At 60.2% G+C, this 22,205-nt stretch carries 17 protein-coding genes; 2 read left to right on the top strand and 15 right to left on the bottom strand.

All coding sequences use genetic code 11. From position 1 onward, the window contains the following. Window positions 1–16: 16 nt before the first annotated feature. Entirely contained in the window at window positions 17–3,589 is a 3,573-nt protein-coding gene (locus H0241_RS33735; protein ID WP_210285172.1) for a beta strand repeat-containing protein, read from the top strand. Between the two features lies 1 nt (window position 3,590). Here the strand turns inward: H0241_RS33735 and H0241_RS33730 are convergent, their stop codons facing one another. From H0241_RS33730 to H0241_RS33675, 12 genes are all read right to left on the bottom strand, one after another. Continuing rightward, entirely contained in the window at window positions 3,591–3,917 is a 327-nt protein-coding gene (locus H0241_RS33730) for an ATP-dependent DNA ligase (RefSeq protein ID WP_328824960.1), read from the bottom strand. A 540-nt stretch (window positions 3,918–4,457) separates the two neighbouring features. Continuing rightward, the gene (locus tag H0241_RS33725; protein WP_181062039.1) at window positions 4,458–5,606 is read right to left on the bottom strand and encodes a response regulator; all 1,149 of its coding nucleotides are present in this window, start codon (window positions 5,604–5,606) and stop codon (window positions 4,458–4,460) included. Between the two features lie 12 nt (window positions 5,607–5,618). Beyond that, window positions 5,619–5,984: a response regulator gene (locus tag H0241_RS33720; protein ID WP_181062038.1), complete on the bottom strand. Its 366-nt coding sequence runs from the start codon at window positions 5,982–5,984 to the stop codon at window positions 5,619–5,621. Then, a complete protein-coding gene (locus tag H0241_RS33715) occupies window positions 5,981–8,635 on the bottom strand; it encodes a GAF domain-containing protein (RefSeq protein WP_181062037.1) in 2,655 nt (884 codons plus the stop codon). Before H0241_RS33715 ends, H0241_RS33720 begins: the two co-directional genes overlap by 4 nt. Further along, a complete protein-coding gene (locus tag H0241_RS33710; RefSeq protein WP_181062036.1) occupies window positions 8,601–9,206 on the bottom strand; it encodes an SCO family protein in 606 nt (201 codons plus the stop codon). Before H0241_RS33710 ends, H0241_RS33715 begins: the two co-directional genes overlap by 35 nt. After that, window positions 9,203–10,201, bottom strand: coding sequence for an ABC transporter substrate-binding protein (locus H0241_RS33705; protein WP_181062035.1), 999 nt, complete (start codon window positions 10,199–10,201; stop codon window positions 9,203–9,205). Before H0241_RS33705 ends, H0241_RS33710 begins: the two co-directional genes overlap by 4 nt. Before the next feature lie 38 nt (window positions 10,202–10,239). Then, complete coding sequence (locus tag H0241_RS33700; RefSeq protein WP_181062034.1) at window positions 10,240–11,259, bottom strand: ABC transporter substrate-binding protein; 1,020 nt, start codon at window positions 11,257–11,259, stop codon at window positions 10,240–10,242. A 30-nt stretch (window positions 11,260–11,289) separates the two neighbouring features. Continuing rightward, window positions 11,290–12,297, bottom strand: coding sequence for an ABC transporter substrate-binding protein (locus H0241_RS33695; RefSeq protein WP_181062033.1), 1,008 nt, complete (start codon window positions 12,295–12,297; stop codon window positions 11,290–11,292). Window positions 12,298–12,341: 44 nt separating this feature from the next. Then, a complete protein-coding gene (locus H0241_RS33690) occupies window positions 12,342–13,352 on the bottom strand; it encodes an ABC transporter substrate-binding protein (RefSeq protein WP_181062032.1) in 1,011 nt (336 codons plus the stop codon). A 31-nt stretch (window positions 13,353–13,383) separates the two neighbouring features. Then, entirely contained in the window at window positions 13,384–14,391 is a 1,008-nt protein-coding gene (locus H0241_RS33685) for an ABC transporter substrate-binding protein (protein WP_181062031.1), read from the bottom strand. A gap of 45 nt (window positions 14,392–14,436) precedes the next feature. Next, window positions 14,437–15,444 (bottom strand): ABC transporter substrate-binding protein, encoded by a 1,008-nt coding sequence (locus H0241_RS33680; RefSeq protein ID WP_181062030.1) that lies wholly within the window; start codon window positions 15,442–15,444, stop codon window positions 14,437–14,439. 29 nt (window positions 15,445–15,473) lie between these two features. Then, window positions 15,474–16,487, bottom strand: a complete 1,014-nt coding sequence (locus H0241_RS33675; protein ID WP_181062029.1) for an ABC transporter substrate-binding protein — start codon at window positions 16,485–16,487, stop codon at window positions 15,474–15,476. A gap of 542 nt (window positions 16,488–17,029) precedes the next feature. Between H0241_RS33675 and H0241_RS33670 the strand changes: the two genes are divergently transcribed. Then, entirely contained in the window at window positions 17,030–18,883 is a 1,854-nt protein-coding gene (locus tag H0241_RS33670) for an adenylate/guanylate cyclase domain-containing protein (protein WP_181062028.1), read from the top strand. Window positions 18,884–19,456: 573 nt separating this feature from the next. On the opposite strand, the gene H0241_RS33665 is transcribed toward H0241_RS33670, so the two are convergent. From H0241_RS33665 to H0241_RS33655, 3 genes are all read right to left on the bottom strand, one after another. Next, window positions 19,457–20,446, bottom strand: a complete 990-nt coding sequence (locus H0241_RS33665) for an alpha/beta fold hydrolase (RefSeq protein ID WP_181062041.1) — start codon at window positions 20,444–20,446, stop codon at window positions 19,457–19,459. A gap of 213 nt (window positions 20,447–20,659) precedes the next feature. Further along, window positions 20,660–21,328: a sigma-70 family RNA polymerase sigma factor gene (locus H0241_RS33660; protein WP_328824959.1), complete on the bottom strand. Its 669-nt coding sequence runs from the start codon at window positions 21,326–21,328 to the stop codon at window positions 20,660–20,662. A gap of 244 nt (window positions 21,329–21,572) precedes the next feature. Next, entirely contained in the window at window positions 21,573–21,848 is a 276-nt protein-coding gene (locus H0241_RS33655; RefSeq protein ID WP_181062026.1) for a hypothetical protein, read from the bottom strand. Window positions 21,849–22,205: the final 357 nt, after the last annotated feature.

The raw sequence follows: 22,205 nt of genomic DNA, 5'->3' as shown, positions 1-22,205 counted from the left end.
CTTCAGCCAGTACCAGATGGGCGCGGGCAGCGATTTCGTCGACGGCGGCGACAGCCAGGATGCGATCGACTATTCGCGTGACAATGAGGGGGGCACCGCGACCCATGGCGTTTTCGTCAACCTGTCGGACACCGAGCAGACCTCCTTCCTTGGAACGGCCGCGGCAGGCACAGCCATCGACCTCTACGGCGACACCGACACGTTGCAGAACATCGAAGACATCATCGGATCGGAGTTCGCTGACGTGCTGGTCGGAGACGGCGAAGGCTACGAAGGCTTCCAGGGGCTCGGCGGCGACGACATTCTTACCGGCGGGTCCGGTGACTCCTGGGCGTACTACGACCAGGACATTCATCACGGCGGCAGCAGCGGCGTCACCGTGAACCTTTCGGATGAAGCGCAAGGAGGCCAAGCGGCGAACAGCGCGACCGACGGATTCGGCGACACCGATACGCTGGTCAACATCAACAAGGTGCGCGGCACCCAGTTTGCTGACACGGTCTACGGCGGCGACCAATCCTTCAGCCAGTACCAGATGGGCGCGGGCAGCGATTTCGTCGACGGCGGCGACAGCCAGGATGCGATCGACTATTCGCGTGACAATGAGGGGGGCACCGCGACCCATGGCGTTTTCGTCAACCTGTCGGACACCGAGCAGACCTCCTTCCTTGGAACGGCCGCGGCAGGCACAGCCATCGACCTCTACGGCGACACCGACACGTTGCAGAACATCGAAGACATCATCGGATCGGAGTTCGCCGACGTGCTGGTCGGAGACGGCGAAGGCTACGAAGGCTTCCAGGGGCTCGGCGGCGACGACATTCTTACCGGCGGGTCCGGTGACTCCTGGGCGTACTACGACCAGGACATTCATCACGGCGGCGGCAGCGGCGTCACCGTGAACCTTTCGGATGAAGCGCAAGGAGGCCAAGCGGCGAACAGCGCGACCGACGGATTCGGCGACACCGACATGCTGGTCAACATCAACAAGGTTAGCGGCACCATATTCGGCGACACGGTGTACGGCGGCGACCAATCCTTCAGCCAGTTCCAGATGGGCGCGGGCGATGATTTCGTCGACGGCGGCGGTGGCGAGGACATGATCGACTATTCGCGGGACAATGATGGAACAGCCAGCCACGGCGTGTTCGTCAACCTTTCGGGAACGACGCAGACGTCCTTCCTTGGAACGGCCGGACCTCATAGCGCGATCGATCTCTTCGGCGACACCGACACTGTGATCAACATAGAGGACGCCCGCGGATCGGATTTCGCCGATTATCTCTTTGGCAACGCCGGCGACAATTTCCTGATGGGAGAAGGGGGCAACGACACGCTGCTTGGAAACGGGGGCGCGGACACCTTCATCGGCGGAGCCGGAAACGACACGATGGACGGCGGAGCCGGTTCCGACACTCTCGACTACGGTTCCGAAGGTGGATCCCACGGCGTTGTTGTCAATCTGTTGGGGGATGGTGGCGTTCAGGGAGGACTGCCCTCCGACACGGCGATTGACACGTTCGGCGACACCGATTCCATAGCGAGAATCCCCAATGTGATCGGCACGCAGTTCGCCGATGAGATCTACGGAGGAAATCATGACAACAACCTGTCTGGTGGGGACGGGGACGACATATTGAAGGGCGGTGCACTCGATGATGTTCTCGACGGCGGCGCGGACTCCGATACAGTGATCTACGAGGGAACCCGGGCGGATTACCAAGTCGACCTGAACCCGGACGGGAGCCTGACCATCGCCGATCTGCGTGCCGGCTCTCCTGAAGGGACAGATACCGTCAGCAATGTCGAACTGTTCCAGTTCGCGGACGGCCAGAAGACTTTTGGCGAGCTTCTCAACCCCGCGCCTGTCATCACCTCGGATGGCGGTGACGACACGGCTCAGATCTCGATTCCCGAGAACACGACCGCGGTGACCACCGTCGAGGCCACCGATCCGGATGCTGGCGACACGCTCACCTACTCGACCGTCGGCGGCTCCGATCAAAACCTGTTCCAGATCGACAGCCAGACCGGCGAGCTCTCGCTCATCCAGCCCGAGGACTACGAGAACCCAAGCCTCAACGGCGGCGCCTTCGATCACCTCTATGATGTCCAGGTGCGCGCGACAGACAGCCAGGGCAGTTTCGACGAGCAGCTCATCACCGTGACGCTGACCAACCAGAACGACAATGCGCCAGTGTTCTCATCAGGCACGACGGCCAACTTCGCCGAGAACGCCACCGGCACGGTCTACGACGCCAATGCCAGTGACGCCGACAATCTCGCGGCGCTGACCTACGTACTGTCGGGGGCGGACTCGACCCTGTTCGACATCACGGCCTCGACCGGCGTGGTCACCTTCAAGAACGCGCCCGACTTTGAGAACCCACTCGATCAAGGCACCAACAACGTCTACGACATCACCGTCACCGCCTCCGACGGCACGCTGAACACCGCCCAGAACGTCGCGATCACCGTCACCGACGTCAGCGGGGTCACCCAAGTGGGAAATCCCAACAAGGGCGACACGCTGACTGGCACTTCAGAAGGCGACAACCTGTCGGGCCTCGGCGGAAACGATACGCTCATTGGGCTTGCTGGAGACGACATCCTCGATGGCGGTTCGGGTAGGGATGTCCTTACCGGCAGCACCGGCAGCGACACCTATGTGGTCGACGACAAGGGCGATTCCGCAACGGAGAACGCCAATGAGGGAACGGACACTGTCCAATCGAACATTACCTACACCCTCAGAGTAAATTTCGAGAACCTGATATTAACCGGCTCGAATCCGATCGATGGCACTGGAAATGCCCTCGACAACTCAATTACGGGCAACAGCTCCAACAACACTCTTTCGGGATTGGCCGGTGCCGATGTTCTGAATGGCCTGACGGGAAGTGACACGGCGTCGTATGCGACGTCGACCTCGGGCGTGAACGTCAACCTCGCCGCAGGAACCGGCAGTGGAGGCGATTCACAAGGCGATACGCTGATCAACATCGAGAACCTGGTCGGCTCTGCATTCAACGATGTTCTCGAAGGAGACCCGGGCGACAACGTGCTCATCGGCGCGGGAGGCATAGATACCGTCTCTTATGAGCACGCGTTCAGTGGCGTTACGGTCAGCTTGGCCGTGTCGTCCGCGCAGAATACCGTCGGCGCCGGTCTGGACACGATATCGCTCTTCGAAAATCTCACCGGCTCCGCCTTCAACGACCGACTAACCGCAAACTCGGGCTCCAACATTCTGACAGGTTTGGCAGGCCAGGATCAGTTCATATTTAATAACGTCGCTGGTAGCTCGGCCGCCGCACCGGACCGTATTGCCGATTTCGTGCACGGGGCGGACTTGATCGACCTCTCAGCGATCGACGCTAATACATCGAACAAGCCAGCTTTCAAGGGAGACCAAACGTTTGCCTTCGCGGGCCAGGACGCCAGCGTGATCGCGAACAGCGTCACGTGGTATGAGGCCGGTGGCAACACGTTCGTTCAGGCAGATGTGGACGGGAAAGGCGGAGCTGATTTCGTCCTTGAGTTAACGGGGATAGGTCTGGGCCTGACCGCGACGGATTTCCTACTGTGAATTAGTTCAGTGCAGAATGCCCTCGTGGACCGATCTGCGAGCGATGAACCGAGGATATAGATCCTAACCGGGGATCGCACCTTTTTGAGCGGAGACCAGTATCGCGGAGGTCGTGACCATTGAGCTGCAGCAAATCGAAGGCGACGAAATAGAGGTCATGCTGCCGACTGGTAATGGCCTTGCGCAGTGCCTTGAAGTCGGACAGTCCGGCCTCACGGGTGACGATCACCTCGCCGTCGATGATGGTGTTTTCCACCTCCAGCTCGTTGGCGGCTTTAGCGAGGTCGCGGAATTTCGAGGTCCAGTCGAAGCCGCGCCCTGTGAATATCCGCGCGCCCTCGGCATCCTTGACGATCTGGGAGCGGTAACCGTCGAAGGAGCGTGATAGTGTACCAACGCTGGCCGAGGCAATGGTGGCCCATGCCGTGCTTTTGGATCACTAAGCGAAATGGACATGACGATGACGGCGCGACGCGGCTCTATTGACCAGTTAGCTACCCTATAGCTATCTCCCCGGCTGTCGTGGCGTGAGTTGCCTAATTGCTCCAGCTTATGTCGGCCACCGGTCGGGTAGCACGGAATGTCCGGAAATGAAGAACCGAGGCCAGAGGCTGCCTGTCCGCCTTCGGCCCAAAAGCTGCCTATCGGCTACGCGCCCAATGTCGGTCGTCGAGCACGCCATAGCCGCGTCCCAAAAGCAGACATCCGAGTGAAGGCCTCATTTGCGTAGGCTGACATTGGGTTGTTACTCGCGGGGCGACCGCTTTGCCCCGTTGCAGCGAACTCGAGATCGGTGGATGGCTGGGCTGCTTTGTGTCGGCGGTTCGACGGGCCGTATGGTCCGAAAGAGACCGGAGTGCGTCCAACGCTAGCTTGGCCGACCGATCCACCGCACGATTTCATAGGCAGGCATCGGGCGGCGAAAACCTTTCAGTGTCAGTTCGCCAACGGCGACGGACTCAACCAGTGATTCCACGGCACCAACGACCCGCTGGCTGACGAGAATCTGGCGTGGCCTGGCTTCCTCACACAATCGGGCGGCGTGGTTCGACACTGTGCCTATCACTGCATAATCGGCGCGCTGGTCGAAACCGATCCGCCCTATGGTTGCATGGCCTCGGGCGATGCCGATTCCGAAGCCGAGCAAGTGATCGCGCTTGCGCCATTGCTCTGAATGCTCGTCAATCGCATCACGCATCGCCGTAGCCATGCGGACGGCTCTCTCCGTATGGTCGGCGCAGGGCAGTGGATCGTTGAAAACCACGACGATACCGTCGCCCACGAATCGCTCAAGGGTTCCCTCGTGGCGGATGATTTGTTCACCAAGACAGGCGTGGTATTCGCTAAGAACCGCCATCACCTCCTCGGGTTCGGCAGTCTCGGCGAAGGCTGTAAAGCCGCGTAGATCGCAGAAAACGACGGTCACCTCGCGACGGTGACTTTGCAGAAGCGTGTCGCCATTTCCTGCCGCAAGGATGAGGTCGGCGACCTGCTCGGGCAGGAAACGCCGCAGCCGGCCCATCCGCTCGATCTCGATCACCTGCTCCGCCAAGGTCTGCTCGAGCGAGCGGTTCCAATCGGAAAGCTGTGCGGCCTGTTCCTGGAGGAGTTGGGCCTGGCTTGCGACGGTATCGTGAAGCGCCTTCTGGCGCAGCACCGAGCGCACCCGCGCCAACAGCGCCTGGTGCTCGAAGGGCTTTGTCAAATAGTCATCGCCCCCGGCGTCCAGCCCCTCGACCACATCGCTCGTGTCGGCTTTCGCGGTGACAAGAATGACGGGGATCGATCGCAGCGAGACATCCTGCTTCAGCATGCGCACCACGCTGATGCCGTCGAGCTTCGGCATCATGATGTCGAGGAGGATCAGATCCGGCGTGAGATCGCGGGCCTTAGCAAGCCCCTCTTCACCATCCGCGGCAGTCACCACTTCGTAGCCATTCGCCTCGAGTCGCATGCGCAGGATCTCGAGATTTTCCGGGGTATCGTCGACCGCGAGAATGCGTGGCGGATTGTGCAAGGCTGTCTCCCCTCAGGAAAGGAACTGGCGAATCTCGGCGAGCAGCTGGCGCGGACTGAACGGCTTGGCAATGTAGCCATCGCACCCTGCAGCAAGGGCTTTCGCCTCGTCGCCCGACAGCGCGTAGGAGGTGACGGCGATGATCGGTATGTGTCGGAGTGCCGGGTCGGCCTTGATCCGGCGGGCCGCTTCATACCCGTCGATCACCGGGAGCTGAATGTCCATGAGGATCAGATCTGGCCTGTGCGCGCCGGCGGCTGCGACGCCGGCGGCGCCGTCCGCCGCCTCGATCAGTTCGTATTCAGTGGTGGCAATGAGATCGCGGATGATCTGGCGGTTGTCCTCGGTGTCTTCCACCATCAGGATTCGTTTGCTCATGCGGCCCTCACGTCCTCATTCACCCGGATCGGTATCTTCAGGCGGAAGGTCGACCCTGACCCGATCACGGACTCGACGTCTATGGTTCCGCCATGCATTTCCACGATGCGCTTCGAGATCGCCAGGCCAAGACCTGTGCCACCCTTCTGCCTCGTGCTGCTGTTGTCGACCTGCTGGAATTCTTCGAAGATGAGAGCCTGGTCCTTGGACGCGATGCCGGGACCGGTGTCTCGGACGGTGATCTCGAAGTGCCCGTCTACCGCATCGGCAAGAATGTCGACAGCACCCGTTTCGGTGAACTTGACGGCATTGCCTGCAAGATTAAGCAGGACCTGCGTCAAACGGCGTTCGTCCCCGCGGCCGATTGGAAGGTTTTCGGCAACAGTCGTTGAAAGCTCAAGACCCTTCGCTCGTGCCAGCGGCTCGACAGCCGTAACGGTCGATCGAACAATCTGCGCGGCGGAATAGTCCTCGATTGCCAGCGTGAGCTGGCCGGCTTCGATTTTGGAAAGGTCGAGTACGTCGTTGATGAGCCCGAGGAGGTGACGGCCGTTTGCCTGGACGCGCGCGACGGTCGTCTTTGCCTTGTCCGGGAGTTCGCCGTAGATGCCGTCGACCAGCAGTTCGGTGAAGCCCAAGACCGAATTGAGCGGTGTCCTGAGCTCGTGGCTCATATTGGCCAGGAACTGGGACTTGTGGCGGCTGGCTGTCTCGAGCTCCCGGCCTTTCTCCTCGATCTCGCGGAACAGTTTGGCATTCTGGATCGCGAGCACCGATTGGGCAGCGAAAGTCTCCAGCAGGCGGACAACTTGCTCATGGAAGGCACCTGGCTTGTGGCGCCTGACGACCAGTGCACCGACGATCTTGTTGGGCCTCAGCAGCGGAACGATCAGGATACCGCGATATCCGGCGTCGACGATCGTCTTTCTTACAAGGAAGGATGAGGTCTCCTCGCTGAGGTCGGGAAACTGCACCGGCATGCAGCGCCCGGGTGCGTCGCCGATCCCCATGTCGGCCAGCCCGATCGTTTGTTGTGAGACTGCGGCGATAAGCTCATCGCTCATACCGAAGTTTGCGCGCGGACGGAATTGCTGCCGCGTGCTGCTGAACACGTAGATGGTGCCAGCATCCGTCTCCGACAACTGGACCGCTTTGGCGACGATCGTTTTCAGCACCGTGTCGAGATCCAGCGTCGAATTGACGGCCTTGCTAACCTCACCAAGCGCCTCGAGCTCACCAACAGACGCTGCAAGCTCGCGCGTCCGTGACTGCACCGCCTCGAAGAGCCGCGCATTCTCGATGGCGATCACCGCCTGGTCGGCGAATGTCTCGACGAGCGCGATCTCCTTGGGATTGAAAGGTTGCGGCTCAACCCTTGTCATGACAAATACGCCAACGAGATCACCTTTCCGCAACAGCGGGGCAGCGAGGACGGTGCGGAATCCGCCTGCCTCAGCGATCAAGGCAACGCGGTAGTCCGGATCAGCGGTCACATCTTCGATTTGCACGATCCGCCGTTCTTCGATTACGCGCCCTACGGCGGAGCCTCGACCTGCGGCAAGTGCTGGAAGTGGATTGGCGTCGACATAAGCACGGAAACTGGGCGGGTAGCCATGCGTCGACACATAGCGGAATACGCCATCCAGCAACTGCACGATGCCACCCTTGTCGGCACGGCAGAGCCTGACAGCCGATTCCACCAACGTATCGAGTACGACCTGCAGATCGAAGGTTGAGCGGCTGATGACCTTCAGAACGTCTGCAGTGGCCGTCTGCTGCTGAAGGGCTTCGTCGAGCTGCTGGGTGCGCGTCTCAATCTCCTGATACAGGCGCCCCAGCTGGTCGGAGGTCCGGTTGACGTTAGCGGCGAGCACTCCAAGTTCGTCGCGATTGGCGACGGCAACCTGTTGGGCGAAGTCGCCGGCCGCTATCTGGCTGAGACGCGCTTCGATCTTCTTGACCGGTTCGATCAACGACCAGGAGATGATGTAGCCGAGCGCCAACGCCAGCAGGATACTGCCCACCGCAAACGAGACCACGATCAGTCTGGACGTGCTGTACGCACCCTCGGTCGTTTCGATGGCCGCCACCATGTCGGCTTCGGCGATGTTAACTAGCTGGTTTGTTAACCGCTCGAGGCGGTCAGCCGACGGTATAATTTCATCAAGCTGAACCTTGCGCGCCTCCTCAGTGCGGCCGGCGCGGACGAGTTCTACCACGTGCGTCACCCCGGCCGTCAGCCGTTCGTACTCTTGCCTGACCTGGCTAAGCACTTCCACCTCGGCTTTGGCGACGAACTCCATGCGGTCGAGGTCGTAGCCGAACTGATTGAGCTGGCGCAGCGCCGCATCCAGCATCCGGTCGTCCTGAAGCAACAGGGCGGTGGAGATGCCGTAGAGCTGGGTGGTCGTATCGTGCTGTACCTGGCGGTAGGCCGCGATCCTGCGCTGCAGTTTGATCAGCTCGTTGGTCTGATCGTTGACCCCACTCAGCACCTGCAACCCGACGGCCCCGAGCACGATCAGCAGGCCGACGATCGACAGGAAAGCGATCAAGAGCTTGGTCTGGACGCGCGCCGGCAGCCGGGCAACCCAGCCAACCAGCCGGTTCGTTATGCTATTTGGATTCGTCCAAGAGGCTGACAAGGTCATCCCGGAACTCCTCCAAGTCGAACCGGACGCCAAGATACTGTACTCGCAAGATGCCATTGGGGTCTACGAGCGACGTCAACAAGGTATGGTCGACATCTCCGTTCGCCGCCTTCTTCGCGATGACCCCGTATTTCCGTCCCACCTCATGGACGACCGCCGGATCACCGGTAAGAAACGACCAGCCCTTCAGATCGGCGCCAAAATTCTGCGCATATTCCTTCAAGACATCGGGCGTATCGCGCTCCGGGTCGACAGTGATCGAAACGAAGTCGATCTTCGATCCGAACGTCGAGCCCAGCTTCTCCTGCACGCTGGCCATATGAGCGGTCAGCATCGGGCAGACGTCGGTACAGTACGTATAGATGAATGCAACGGCGACCACCTTGCCACGAAAGTCGTGCAGCGACACCGGCTTGTGGTCCTGCGTTATCAGCGTGAAATCCGGTGCAGCGCCCATCATCGGCAGGCGCTCGCTGTCCCCGACGTGCGCTGACGCTTCATGCGCAGAGGTGTGCGTAGGCTCAGCGACGAGGGCGAGGAGCAGCAACGCGCGCGTCGGCCAGGGGCTCACGTCTTCATCTCGCGCTTGAGCTCCTTAATGAAACGCCAGTCGGTGCCGCGGTCCAAGACCTCCTGTGGCCTCATCGTGACCGCATTTGTCTCCTGCATACGCAGCGCATAGAAACGCAGGGAATCCTCGGGGTCATATTCGCGCCATTTGTCGTAGCGTATGTCGGAACGGATAGCCTGAAGCGTGTAGTTGCTGGCGTAGCCTATATCGACAGCACTTTTCGCAACCGCTTCCGGATTGGTTATGCAGAGGTCCACCGCCTTAAGTAGCGCGCGCATGACTCGTTTGGTCGCAATCGGGTAACGTCCTGCGTAATCTGCGGTGCTCGCGAGCATGCAACAAAAATACTGCGACCATGGTTTGTCGATCGCCGTGCTGACAAGTACGTGGCCGAGCTTTCGCTCGCGCGCCTGCTGGGGCGTGGGCGGTCCGCCGAGGAACGCATCGATCTTACCCTCCGCGAGGCTTTGAACCGCATCGGGGGTTACGAGAGTTTCGAAATCCTTTGCTGGATCAAGGCCAACATAGGAAGACATCACATTCAGCAACAGATACTGGATGGTGCTGCCATCCACTCCGACCGTCTTACCTTTCAGATCAGGGATGCCAACGACGGGATCGTTTGCGATCAGCTCAAGACAGCCGACATGCAAGCCGGTCAAGACTTTTATCGGCGCGCCCTTTGCGATGTTAAGCACATGCGCGAGCGGGTAGTTCCAGTCGAAGTCGATCTCGCCGTGGCCGATCCAGTCCGACGAATCAGGGCCGGTGCCCGAAGACACGAACTCAACGTCGGTCAAGCCTTCGGCATGCAGAAGCTCGGTGGCCGCATACATCGGCGATTGGCAGTCCGAAACCTTGGCGAACACCGGCAACCGGACTCTCGTCGTCTCTGACGCCGGCTCGGCGAGCGCCAACCTCGGGGCTGCGACTAATCCCGCGGCACCCGCCGCGATCCCGGCCATGAAGCGGCGGCGATTCTGGATGATGTGCATGACGTTCTCCTCTTCAGCGGTCCTTCGCGCTGCGCCTTTCACGTCTTCAGTTCGCGCTTGATCTCTTCGAAGAAGTGGAAATCCGTCCCTTTGGCGATGATCTCCTGCGGGCTCGACTTGATCATGCCCGTCTCCAGGAGGCGCAGCGCGTAGAAGCGCACCGAGTCTTCAGCATCGGGTTCCCGCCACCTGTCGTGCCCGGTGTTCTGCAGAGTGGTCAGTGCAACGTCGTAGCTCGGGAGAAAGCCTCGATCGACCACCGCGCGGGCGGCCGATTTCGGGTTCGACACGCAGAATTCGACAGCCTGGAGGATGGCCCGCAGCACACGCTTGGTGGCGACCGGATACTTATCGACATAATCGGTCCGGCCGGCGAGCATGCAACAAAAATACTGCGACCAAGGACGGTCGATAAGATTGCTGAAGACCGTGTGACCTACCTTCTTGTTCCGAACCTCGGAGTATTGGCTGGTGTCTACAAGGAAGGCATCGACCTTGCCGTCGATGAAGTTCTGCATGAGCGAGCCGTTCTCCTGGACGCCTACGACCCATTCAACATCGTGGTTGGGATCGAGCCCGACATAGTTGATCAGCAGTTGGAGAAACACCTGCGGGTGGTCGTTCATCGCCCGGACCCCCACCCGCTTGCCCTTTAGGTCGGCAACGCTGTTGACGCGATCGTTCGCCCGCAACTCCCAGCAGCCGGAATGCACGCCGGCCAGGATCTTGACGGGCACCCCAGCCTCGAGGCTGCGGATGTGCATCGGCGGCATGTTGAAGTCGAAGTCCGTCTCACCCGCTGCAATCCATTCGCTGCTGTCGAAGTACTTTTGATCACCTTGCACGTACTGGACGTCGGTCATGCCGCCGGCGCGGAGCAATTCGCCAGCGAGGTAGAGCGACTCCCAGCAGTAGGCGCCTCCGATCCACCGCCCAAGCCGGACACTGGTCGTCTCGGGCTCCGGCTCGGCAAACGCCAATCTCGGGGTTGCGACAATTCCCATGGTGCCGGCTGCCAGGCCGGCCATGAAACGGCGTCGATTCTGAATGATCCGCATGTCACGCTTCCTCCCTGGGACAAAGCAGGCTCAGGTTTTCAACTCACGCTTCAGCTCCTCGATGAAGCGCCAGTCCGTTCCATCCGCGATGATCTGCTGTGGGCTCGACTTGATCATGCCCGTCTCCTGCATGCGCAGCGCGTAGAAGCGCATCGAGGCTTCGGCATCGTAGTCCCGCCAGACGTCGTACCGCGTGTCGCTCAGCGTTTGCAGCGCGATTTCGTAGCTGGGGACGAAACCTCGATCGACCATCTGCGCTGCACTCCATGCGGGATCCGAAATGCATAGGTCGGCGCCCTTGACGATGGCCCTTAGCACGCGCTTGGTCGCCACCGGGTATCTGTTCACGTAGTCCGCAGCGGCCGAAGTCATGCAGCAGAAGTATTGCGACCAAGGGCGGTCGAGGGTCGTGTTGAGGATCGTGTGGCCGATTTTCTTGGTGCGCAGTTGCTGCGTCTCCGGCGGCGTGAAGAGATATGCATCGAATTTCTCGTCGGCGAAGGCTTCCACCGGCTTGCTTTCCTGGACCCATTCGATGTCGTTGACGGGGTCCAGTCCGATATAGGCGGCCATCAGGGCGACCAGCACGCGCGACGGCGCATCGATGTCGTGCATGCCCACCCGCTTGCCCTTGAGGTCCGGGATGCTTCGGATGCTGTCGTTGGCGATCAGCTCGAGGCACCCGGAGTGCAGACCGCCAAGCACCCTGATTGGCACGCCGGCGTCGATCGACGCGACATGGACCGGCGCGTAGTTCATGCTGAAATCCGTGTCGCCGCGTGCAATCCACACCGCCTGATCGACTTTCTCGTCGCCCTGGACGTAGCGGACGTCGGTGAAGCCCTCCGCTTTGAGGAGCTCTCCGGCCAGGTACATCCCCGCCCAGCAGTAGGCACCATCGATCCACCGCGGCAAGCGGACGGTGGTCGTTTCCGGTGGTGCCTCGGCCCAGGCCTCAGTCGTTGCGCCGATGAAACCGGCGGTGCCGGCCGCCGCAGCGCCAGCCATGAAGGTGCGGCGATTTTGAATGATCTGCATGGGCCTCTCCTTCCCATAAAAGGCAACTAATGCCGGTTGGCTGCTCACGTTTTCAGCTCGCGCTTGATCTCGTTGAGGAAACGCCAATCCGTGCCGTTGGCAATAATCTTGTTAGGGCCGGCCTCGATGAAGCCGACTTCGTTCATCCGCAGTGCGTAGAAGCGCATTGTGTCTTCGGGGTCGAACTCCCGCCACACGTCGTAGCGCGCTTCGCGCAAGCCTTCCAACGCATAGTCGTATCGATCGGTGAACTTGCCATCGACCGATAGTTGCGCAGCCAGTCCTGGATTCGACACGCAGATGTCGGCGGCCTTGAGAATGGCTCGTAGCACGCGTTTGGTCGCCACCGGGTGTCTGTCGACAAAGTCCGCGTTGCCGGCAAGCATGCAGCAGTAGTGTTGCGACCATGGCCGGTCGACGGTCGTATTGAGGATCGTGTGGCCGACGTTCCGGACGCGCTGCTCCTGCGGCTCGGGTGGCACCGCCAGAAAGGCATCGACCTTTCCTTCGTTAAAGAATTGCATCGAGCTGACGTCCGGGTTCGCGACCCACTCGAGATCGGTGGCGGGATCGAGACCGACATACGCGGCCATGAGGGTCACGAGCACGTGCGGAGCCGACGTCAGCGCGAACACGCCCACCCTCTTGCCCTTGAGGTCGGAGATGCTGTTGATGCTTTCCTTGACGATCAGTTCGAGGCAGCCGGAGTGCAGGCCGGTAACCACCTTTATCGGCATCCCGGCTTCGATCGCCATGATGTGCGCTGGCGGAAAGTCGGTGGTGAAATCCAGTTCGCCGTTTGCGAGCATCGCGGCCGGGTCGGAGTCGGCGGCCAAGTCTATGTAGCGTACATCTGTGAACCCTTCGGCGCGCAATAGCTCTCCGGCGATATTCTTGGGTGCTTCGCAAAGGGCGCGGAACGTCCTTGGCAAACGCACTGTCGTGGTCTCTGGCGCCGGCTCGGCATGAGCCGATGTCGGCACGCTGACGAGGCCCGCGGCGCCGACCGCCGACAGGCCCATCATGAAGTGGCGGCGGCTCTGGACAATCTCCATGTCACGTCTCCTCTCCTCGGCGCGAGCAGACTCAGCCTTTCAACTCACGCTTGACCTCGTTGAAGAACTGCCAATCGGTGCCCTTCGCGATGATCTCGTTTGGGCTCGACTTGACAATCCCGGCTTCATGCAGCCGCAGCGAGAAGAACCTCATCGTGTCCTCGGGATCGAAGTCGCGCCAATTGGAGTACGGGATCTCGCGGAGCGACTGCACTGCGTAGTCGTAGTGTTCGGTGCGTCCGCCATCCACCAGGAGGCGTGCCACCCGTTCCGGCTCGGCCGCGCAGATTTCGGCCGATTTGATGATGGCCCGGATTACGCGCTTGGTGGCAGCTGGATTTTTCTCGGCATAGGCGGCGTTGACCGCCAGCATGCAGCAGTAATATTGCGACCACGGCCGGTCCTTGGAACTGTCGAGGATGACGTGGCCGACTTTGCGGGCGCGGAGGTCTTGAGCCTCAGGCGGAAAAGCCAGGAACGCGTCGACCTTACCCTCGGCGAAGAGCTCCGCCGGCTTTGCCTCGCCGACGATCCATTCGATGTCGCGTTGCGGATCGAGGCCGACATAGGTCGCCATGGCACTGACGAAGATATGCGGATCCGACGATAGATTGCCGCCGACGCCGACCTTGCGGCCTTTGAGATCCGTAATGCTTTTGATGTCCTCGCGGCCAAACAATTCGTAGCAGCCGACATGTACTCCGGAGATCACCTTGATCGGGGCGCCAGTGTCGACCGGAATGATTAGAGCCGTGGCAAAGTCAATGCCGAAGTCGATGTCGCCGCGCGCCAGCATCTCGGTCTGGGCGATGCCGGCCTGGGCGGCCACGAAGCCGAAATCTGAGAACCCCTCTGCGCGGATCAGATCCTCGGCGACGTACTGCGGGGCGATGCAGATACCGGGCGCCGCCGCAAAGCGGGCGACCGTGGTTTCAGGTGCCGCTTCGGCGGCGGCTGCGTTGCGGCCCTTTGCAAGACCCGCGGCTGCGAGCGCAGACAGGCCTGTGAGGAAACGGCGACGGTTCTGGACAATCTGCACGAGTCTGTCCTCCCTTGAAAAAGGCAACGCGTATCGGCGATAGGTCTACGTCTTCAGCTCCTGCTTTAGTTGATCGAGAAAGCGCCAATCCGTTCCGGTGGCGATGATCCTGTCGGGTGTGGAGCTGATCAAACCGATTTCTTTCAGCCGCAGCGCATAGAAGCGGACGGTGTCAGTGGAATCGTAGTCCCGCCATTTCCGGTAAGGCAGCTCGCTGATCGCTGCGAACGCATCGTCGTAGTGGCTGGCGAACCCGCCCGCCACCAGGCGCTCGGCAACCTGGGCCGGCGCCGCGGTGCATAGATCCGCAGCCTTGAGGATGGCGCGCAACACACGCTTGGTAGCAACTGGATGCGCGGCCACAAAATCGCTGTTGGCGGACAGCATGCAGCAGAAATATTGTGACCAAGGCCGGTCCACAGTGCTGTTGATGATCACGTGCCCGACCTTGCTGCGCCGCAATTCCTGCGGGTCCGGCGGAAAGCCCAGGAACGCGTCGATGTCGCCCCGAGCGAACAGCTCCTTGGGCTTGACCGCCGGGTCCACCACCCAGTTGATGTCGCGCGCCGGATCAAGCCCGACATAGGCGGCGATGCTGGCGAGGAACAGATGCGGGCCCGTACCGAGCCCTTGGACGCCGACGTTCCTGCCTTTCAGATCGACGACGCTGTCGATCCCGCGCTTGGCAAACAGCTCGAAGCAACCGGGATGGACGCCGCCGAGCAGAGTGAGCCGCGCACCGGAGTCCAAGGCGACGATCGAATTTGTCACGAAGTTGAGGCTAAAGTCGATCTCGCCATTCGCCACCGCCGAGGCCGTGGCAGCACCGGCGCCTTTGGCGACATAGGCAACCTCGGTGAAGCCCTCAGCGCGCAGCAGGTCCTCTACAACATACTGTGGCGCCACGCAGATGCTAAGGGTCTTGGCCAAGCGAATGCGTGTGGTCTCCGGCTCTGGCTCGGCAAGAACTCGAGTTGGAGCGCCGACGAGGCTTGCGGTGCAGGCAGCCGTCAGGCCGGCCAGGAAGCGCCTGCGGCTCTGGATGATTTGCATGTCTACGTCTCCCCTCGAAACAGGTGGGATCAGGTTTTCAGCTCACGCTTCAACTCGTCGAGGAAGCGCCAGTCCGTTCCGTTGGCGATAATTTGCTGAGGGCTCGACTTGATCATGCCCGTCTCCTGCATGCGCAGTGCGTAGAATCGCAAGGAGTCTTTGGGATCGAATTCCCGCCAGCGGTCATACCGAATGTCCTTCAGAGTTTGGAGCGCGTAGTCATAGCTGGTCTCGAAATCGCGATCGACCATCTGCTGCGCCACCCTTTCCGGATCCGACACGCAGAGGTCGGCGGCCTTGAGGATGGATCGCAAGACCCGCTTGGTCGCCACCGGGTATCTTGTCACGTAGTCCGTCGTGGCCGAGATCATGCAGCAGAAATACTGTGACCACGGGCGGTCGACGGCATTGTTGAGGATCGTGTGGCCGATCTTCTTGGCGCGCAGCTCCTGCGGCTGGGGCGGCGTCCCGAGGAATGCGTCGATCTTCCCTTCGACGAAGAGTTCCGTCGGCTTGACGTCGTTAGTCAAGACCCATTGGATATCGTTCACTGGATCGAGCCCGACATAGGCGGACATGAGGGACAGCCACACGTGTCGCGAGTTGTTGAAACCGTTCACGCCCACTCTCTTGCCCCGCAGATCCGTGACGCTGCTAATGCTCTCCTTGGCGATCAGTTCGAGGCATCCCGAGTGCAAACCGGTCAGCACCTTGATCGGCACGCCGGCGGCGATCGACGCGACCTGGTTCGGCGCAAAGTTCACGGAGAAATCGGTCTCACCGCGTGCGATCCATACCGATTGGTTGACGCTTCTGTCGCCTTCTACGTAGCGGACATCGGTAAGACCCTCGGCGCGCATCAGTTCTCCGGCGATGTAGGCACCTGCCCAACAGTAGGAACTACCGACCCACAGCGGCAGACGAACCGTGGTCGTTTCCAACGGCGGTTCCGCGTGGAGTGACCCTGGAAGACCGACGATACCGGCAGCGCCTGCCATTGCAGCGCCGGCCAGGAATCGGCGGCGGGTTTGCATGATCTGCATCAGAACGCTCCCCTTCCGATCAAAAGCAATACTGGCCGGAACCGAGGAAAAGAGGTTTCAGCAGAGGCAGATGGTCTGGTGAGCGCGACGAGTAGTTGTGGAACCTAGCGCGCCCAGTCCGATGCGGGAGTCTTGCGCTCTCAGTCGTCGGCTCATGAATTAGCAACCGACGATATGCCAACGGTACGCCCAATTTGCGTAGGTTGCGAGCACAAAACTTACTAAGCCAAACGTCCCGCCAGCACCTCGCTGTCAGGGAGACTATTTGCGCGGTGTGAATAGCCACTTCGAGTTCAATTGCGGCCGTTCCGAATGATCGACGCAAAGGTCAGCATCGGGTCAGCTTCAGAGCTGGTCCCACCGGCTGTACGTCCGCTATCGTTCTTCGGACGCGAAAAGCCGCCATTCAGCTGTCGGCCCAATCATGTCGTTTCATAACCAGCAGCCGCTTGCGGGTAAGGTCCTGATAGGCGAGACTGATCGGAACCCGGGACGGTTTGCCACCTCGCCTCCGAGGTTGGCCGCCGGCAGAGTACTCCGCAATGGACCGTAAGCTCGCCGCCATCCTTGCTGCTGACGTCGTCGGATATTCTGCCATGATGGAGCGCGACGAGGCGGGTACGCATGAACGGGTGCGCGCCGGTCACAAGGAACTTTTCGAGCCGACAGTAGCGCGTCATCATGGCACTATCTTCAAGCTGATGGGTGACGGTCTGCTGGCCGAGTTTTCTTCCGTCGTCGAGGCGATGGAATGCGCGGTTTTGTTGCAGCGTGGGCTGGCCGAGCGAAACGCCTCGTTGCCGAAAGACCAGCGCGTGGAAGTGCGCATCGGCGTCAATCTTGGCGAGGTGATTGTCGAGGGTGACGATCGGTTTGGCGAGGGCGTAAATATCGCGGCGCGACTAGAACAACTTGCTGAGCCTGGGGGTATCTGGGTGTCTGCGAAGGTCGCGCGCGAGGTTGAGAAGAAGCTGGCTTTCGGCTTTCAGTCGATGGGCCTGCAGAAGGTCAAGAACATCGCGGAGCCGGTTGAGGCATACCGCGTCACGACCGACGGCAAGGCCAAGCTCATGCGCGCGAGCCGCAGTCGCTCGCGGCTGCCGGCCGTGGCGACCTTCCTAGTGCTGGTCTTAGCAGTCACAGCGGTCCTGGCGTGGTGGCAGGTCTATGGAACAAAGCGCGAGATAGGCCAAGGTGGCATCCCGACCGTGGCGGTTTTGCCGTTCAAGAACATGAGCGGCGACACGACGCTAGATTATTTTAGCGACGGCATGACAGACAATTTGATCTCGATGCTGGCAGGCGTCACCGAACTCAAGGTGCTCTCGCGTAGTTCTAGTTTCGTCTATAAGGACAAGCCAACCGATGTCCGCCGGCTCGGCCAAGAGTTGAACGTGGCCTACGTGATCGAGGGCAGTGTCTGGAAGGAGACGGACCGGGTGCGCATCACCGCACAACTGATCGACGCGCGCACAGGCGAAAATCTCTGGGCGGAAAAGTTCGATCGCTCTGGAAGCAATCCCCTTGCGATTCAAGACGAGGCGATCGAACGCATCATTGGCACGCTTGGTGGCCAGCGCGGAAAAATGTACGACATGGAATACAAGAAGGTCTGGGAAAAGGACACACCGGATCTTGAAGAGTACGACTTCTTCCTTCGATCCAATTTCTTCTTTGGGCAGTTTACGCCCGAGAGCCTGGTAAAGGCGACCGACATAATTCTTGAGGGCTTGGCCAAATTTCCCGATTCGTCGCTGTTGTCGTGCGGACTGGCCTGGGATCACGTCTTGGCGGCTAACCTCGCTTTTGACGATAAGCCTGAAGAGCATTGGCACATGGCATCTGAACTGGAAGCAAAGATTCTTCCGCGGGCTAACCTCGGACCCGACGCAAGAAAAAGCTGCTTGTGGTCATCCGTCTACGTCAGCGCTCATGAGGGGAACTTCGATCTGTCTCTGCGCAGGGCCGACGAGGTAATCGCGCTTTCGCCCGGAGACGCGTTTCTCATCGGCGACCTTTCATCTGCAGCCCGTTTCAGTGGCCTGACAGACAAGGCCATTGAGCGAGCAGAATACGGGCTCAAGAACGATCCAAACTTCGCCGACTATTATCTCGTTATGAAGGCGAATGCCCTGACCGATATTGGAAAGTACGCCGAATCTGCTGCCCTGATCACGAAGGCGTCAGACTTCCAGATCACTGTCCCGCTGCTACGTGCCATCAACGATGTCCATCTTGGAAAAACTGACGATGCACGCAGTGAAGTCCTCAAGGCGCTTGCCATGCAGCCGTGGCTCAAGGCCACGCGGTGGCGCGATATGACGTTCCATATCAATCCTGCAGTGATTGATCGACAGGTGGCCGACCTAGTGGCCGCGGGAGTGCCAATGAAGTAGTTTCGGTTGGAGGCTGGGTACAGTGCGTAGAGCATCCTTCCCCGCCTCGTTAATTACCTTCAGGTTGCACTGATTTGAATGTCAGCTTTGGACCCTCCGCTGCTGAAAAGCTGCCAGTCCCAGCCCCAAAGCTGTCGGGCGGTAATGCGCCGCATGTCGGTCGTCAAAGTTAGCGTCGCCACCGCCTAAAAGGGGACGTTTGAGACGACCGCTCTGGAGGTCGCGGTAGCACATCTCCACCACGACCAATGTCGCGTATCCGCCGTTCAAGCCCTTCACTTCAATCCGTGCGAGGATATGCAGTCGGCCGCAATACGACCCGCTCAGCTCCCACCCCAGTAAGCTCCGCCCCGCGCGGAGCACACACTCCGCTCGCAGATGAGATACTCGCTGCCGCGGTAAACGTCAGGCTGCGGAACATTTGTTCAAAGTGTGCTAACCGCAACGGGCTACGCGGGTTCACGCCGACCAAAGGATGTATGTTCATGACGAGGATCGACTTGCCCGGCTCTTGCGGACTGGGGAAAGCGAACAGATCGGCGAGGTCGAGCCGGGCCTCCCCACGCTGTCGGCTTAGCTCTTTATGAAGGCAAGCAGATCCGGATTTATTACGTCGGCGTTGGTCGACAGCATACCGTGCGGATAGCCCGGATAGATTTTGATAGTGCCGTTTTTCAGGAGCTTGACCGATAGTTTGCCAGCATCGTCGATCGGCACGATCTGGTCGTCGTCGCCGTGCATCACGAGCGTCGGGACCTTGATCCTTTTAAGGTCTTCGGTCTGGTCCGTTTCCGAAAATGCCTTGATCCCTTCATAATGGGCCTTCGCACTGCCCATCATGCCCTGCCGCCACCAGTTCTGGATCAGGCCCTGCGACGTCTTCGCATTCGGACGGTTGAAGCCGTAGAACGGCCCGGTCGGCAGGTCGATGAAGAACTGGCTGCGATTATCCGCAAGAGCCTTGCGTAGGCCGTCGAAGACTTCGATCGGCAGGCCACCTGAATTGGCATCCGTCTTCAGCATCAGCGGCGGGACAGCGCTCACCAAGACGGCCTTGGCCACGCGGCCCTGCGGCTCGCCGAATTTTGCGACATAACGGGCCACTTCGCCTCCGCCTGTCGAATGTCCGATGTGGACGGCGTTCTTGAGGTTGAGATGCTCGAACACCGCAGCCGCGTCGGCTGCGTAGTGGTCCATGTCGTGACCCTCGCTGACCTGCGAGGAGCGGCCGTGACCGCGGCGGTCGTGGGCGATGACGCGGTAGCCGTTTGCGAGGAAGAACAGCATCTGGGTGTCCCAGTCGTCTGAAGACAGCGGCCAGCCATGATGAAACACGATTGGCTGCGCGTGTTTCGGACCCCAATCCTTGCAGAATATGTCCACGCCATCTTTTGTCCTTACGTACTCTTCGGTCACGGGAACTGCTCCATTGGGCGTGTTTGGGTGCTTTTTGGTTGCGGCGAGGGACGGCGCGGCTATGACGAGAGATGCGGTCGCCCCAGCCACAAGGGCCTGCCGTCGGGAGAGGGGGAGGGAAAATTCGCTTGTCACTGATGGCTCCATCTTGACAGTGTGCTGGGCTGTCCGGCACCGCATGTGATTAAGGGCGTCTTTCCCATCTTTATTGTAGGTCCTTGCGGCTTCTTGGATATTTGAGGCTTTCCAGCGCGCGGGACTTCGGAAGCTACGTGGTAGAGTTTGAGGCAACAAAGTCATAATCAAGATGGAGACGACTTGGTCGTGCTCTGACATCCCCTCATCCCTTCGACCCCGCGCTCATCGACGCGAGTTGTCGTCCAGAAGCGATCGCAGTTCCTCTCTTCCCACTGCAATCCGCGACGCAAGCGTGCCGAGCGAAATGCCAAGCACGTTCGCTGCGTCGGCATAAGAAAGGCCCTCAACAGCAACCAGCGTCAGCGCGGCGCGTCGCTCTGGGGCAATCTGCTGCAGGGCCGACAGCACCTCGGCCGAGGCGATCTTATCGGGCTGCCGGGCCGGAGCGGCGACCGCCTCAAGCTTCTCGGGCATCAGCGCTTCGGCAGGGAGATGGCGCTTGGTGCGACGCAACTGATCGATGAAGAGTTGGTGCATAATCGTGAATAACTGGCGTCGCGGCGAATTGCCCGACCGCCAACCCTCGATATGAGACAGCGCCGTTTCCAAGCAGTCATGCACGAGGTCGTCCGCCGCGTCGCGATCGCACAGCAACGAGCGCGCATAGCGGCGCAGCCGAGGGATTTCCTCGATGATTGCGCGCCTCAGCAACGCAGCAGGGTCTCGCGCTGCGCCGTGCTCCGCCTCGCAACGGCATTGAGGTCGGCTCGCGTGGATGGTTCGGTGCAGGTTGCGGTCGATGAAAGATCGAGCACGAGCAATGGATGAAGCGGTGGCCGGCGTTGTCTCTGCCGCCTCCTGGGCATGCGCGAGCTGCTTCGGTTGCTTCAAGGAGCCGCACGAGGCTGTTTGCCAGGGAGCCAAACTCGAGATCGATCGAAGAAGAAACGTCTGCCGCATCGCCGTATGGCCTTTCCCTATCGAAACCTCACAAACATTCCGTATCGGCCGAATTTCATATGCCGCTCTCAAAGAGAAACGAAACACTGGTGTCGGCCGACTAGCAGGCATTCACACGCAGAGGGGCGATGGCGGGCCGTCGGCCGCGCCATTTTGTTCGGTTATGAACGCAGTCTTAGTTGTGGCCTCCGAGTGTATTCACGTTCGCGCAGAAGGCGGTGAACGGCTGCTCTACCTCGCCTGCGCACTCACCCTTCATCTGTGCCTGCTTTTCGGCCGGCATGCCAAAGAAGACGGCCTTAAATTCCTCGAGCGGCTTCATGGTTTTCATGCTGGCATCGGTATAGAACGGCTTCATGGTGTTCGGCTCCTTCAGTGCGCCGGCCAGCGCCTGACCACCAAAAATGGAAAGGGCAAGTGTTGCGCCGAGACAGACAGCTTTGACGTGCATAGATGTGTTCCTTCTCAGATAAGCGGTTTCCTAACGACAGCTAACGTTGGTCCCGATGAGATAGACATCATTCCGGCAGTCGTATTTCCTGCAGGCGCGCGTTTTGTCTGTTTCTGCGTGAAAGGCGGCCACAAGCGCGCCGTTTCGTTCTGGGAAAACCCCGCCGACCGCGCACGAGGCCGGGGGCGGAATGCAGGGTTAGTTGCCTGCTGCGATTTTTGAATTCAGAGGCCGCAAGCGCCATGATGCCCCGTGAATAGGCCGCGTTTTTTATCATGCCGGACAAGTAAGGGCTTCACTGTTGCTCTGACCGAGAAACGCCGCGTCCTCCTCGGCTTGCCTGCTGGCTGGATAGAG

This window comes from Mesorhizobium neociceri, assembly GCF_013520985.1.
In the GTDB taxonomy this organism is placed as follows: domain Bacteria; phylum Pseudomonadota; class Alphaproteobacteria; order Rhizobiales; family Rhizobiaceae; genus Mesorhizobium; species Mesorhizobium neociceri.
Note: the sequence above shows the minus strand (reverse complement) of the source record. Positions and strands in the feature narration are given on the sequence as shown.